The following is a 1,942-nucleotide window of genomic DNA, read 5'->3' as shown; positions in this document are numbered from 1 at the left end:
CCTCGACGCCGTCGGCCCCTTCCACGGCGGCCGGCTCGTCGAACAACCCCGAGCCGCCGCACACCCCCGTCTCGGGCAGTACCAACTCCACCCGCCGTGCGGCTTCCCGGTCCCCGGCCAACTCGGCGGCGACCGACCGCACCTGCTCGTAGCCGGTCATCGCGAGGAAGGTCGGGGCGCGGCCGTAGCTCTTCATCCCCACCAGGTACAGGTCCCCCTCGGGGTGGGCCAACTCCGCCGCGCCGTGCGGGTACACGGTGCCGCAGGAGTGGACGTTGGGGTCGATGAGCGGGGCCAGCGGGACCGGTGCCCGCAGGCGCTCGTCCAGCCCCAGTCGCACCTCGGAGAGGAAGGACAGGTCGGGGCGCAGACCGGTCACGGCGACCACCGAGTCCACCGGCTCGGACCGCCGGCCGTCCTCGGCGACCGGGACCGGTCGGCCGGTGCCGTCGTCGGCGCGCTCCAGGGCGGCGATCCGGAAGCCGGTCAGCGGCGTCGCCGTGCCCGCCTCCACGGCGGCCCGGGCGCGCAGGCCGAGCGCGCCGCGCGCCGGGAGTTGATCGGCCTCCCCGCCGCCGAAGGTGTCGGCGCCCAGTCCGCGCCGCAGGATCCACACCGCCCGGGTGCCGGGGACATCCTCGGCCAGTTCGGCGAGGGCGGCCAGCACGGTGAAGGCGGAGGCGCCGGAGCCGACGACGGCGGTGGTGCGGCCGGCGTACCGGGCGCGGACGGCCGGGTCCCGCAGGTCGGGGATGCCGTACGCGATCCGGTCGGCGGCGGCGCGTTCGCCGAGGGCGGGCAGACCGTTGGCGCCCAGGGGGGAGGGGGTGCCGGTGGTGCCGGAGGCGTCCAGCACGGCCCGGGCGGTGATCCGCTCCTCGCCGCCGTCGGTCCGCTCCACCTGCACGACGAAGGGCTGCGCGGCCCGGTCGGCGTCCACCGTCAGGTCGCGTCCGGCGCGGGCGACGCCGGTGACCCGGGTGCCGTACCGCACGCTCTCGCCGAGGGCGTCGGCGAGCGGCCGGAGCCAGTGCTCGACCCACTCGGCGCCGGTGGGGTACGCCGCGTCGTCCGGGCGGACCCATCCGGGGTCCCGGGTGGTGAGCAGCTTCTCGGCGACGGGGTCGATCACCTCCGCCCATCGGGAGAAGAGCCGGACGTGTCCCCAGCCGCGCACGGCGTGGCCGGGGCCGTCGCCGGCCTCCAGCACCAGCGGGCGCAGCCCCCGCTCGAGCAGGTGGGCGGCGGCGGCCAGGCCGACGGGGCCGGCGCCGATGACGACCACGGGGCGGTCGCCGGGGTCCGCCGGGTCGAGGGCTGTGGCCACTGCGGCCGCCGGGGTGGTGACGGCCCGGGCTGCGGCTGTACTCATCGGAACTCCCTCCCGGAAGGTGGGCTCCACCTGCCGGTATCGACGTGCATCAATGCCTCCGTGGCCATCGTTGTCCTTGCATCGACGGATGTCAATATTGACATTCATCGAATAGGGGAGTGGGAGTCGTCGTGCTCCGACGCCGACGAGCCCGGGGGCGTTCGGGAGCCGGGGTGACACCATGGGGGTATGACCATCGTGCAGATCTCGACGGGCCCCGGGGCCGGCGCGACCCCGCCCGCCGGGGATGTCGTCCCGTGCTGCCCGCCGCTGGCCCAGCGGCCCCTGGAGGCCGAGGAGGCCGAGCGCGCCGCCGCGATGTTCAAGGCGCTCGGCGACCCGGTGCGGCTGCGCCTGTTCTCGGCGGTGGCCTCGCACCCCGGGGGGGAGGTCTGCGTCTGTGACATCTCCGACGTCGGCGTCTCGCAGCCGACCGTCAGCCACCACCTGAAGAAGCTGCGCGAGGCCGGTCTGTTGACCTCCGAGCGGCGCGGTACCTGGGTGTACTACCGGGTGACCCCCTCCGTCCTCGCGGCCATGGGCACCCTCTTCGACCCCGCGCCTGCCCCC

General features: G+C 75.7%; 2 protein-coding genes. One reads left to right on the top strand and one right to left on the bottom strand.

Translation table 11 applies throughout. The features are described 5' to 3' along the window. On the bottom strand, positions 1-1,372 hold a 1,372-nt coding region (locus tag FNQ90_RS21315), incomplete at its 3' end, for an FAD-dependent oxidoreductase (RefSeq protein ID WP_182607840.1). Positions 1,373-1,561: 189 nt separating this feature from the next. On the opposite strand from FNQ90_RS21315, the gene FNQ90_RS21310 reads away from it, so the two are divergent. After that, the coding region (locus FNQ90_RS21310; protein ID WP_182607839.1) for an ArsR/SmtB family transcription factor at positions 1,562-1,942 on the top strand (381 nt) is incomplete at its 3' end.

Origin of the sequence: Streptomyces alkaliphilus (genome assembly GCF_014141535.1) — a bacterium.
In the GTDB taxonomy this organism is placed as follows: domain Bacteria; phylum Actinomycetota; class Actinomycetes; order Streptomycetales; family Streptomycetaceae; genus Streptomyces; species Streptomyces alkaliphilus.
Note: the sequence above shows the minus strand (reverse complement) of the source record. Positions and strands in the feature narration are given on the sequence as shown.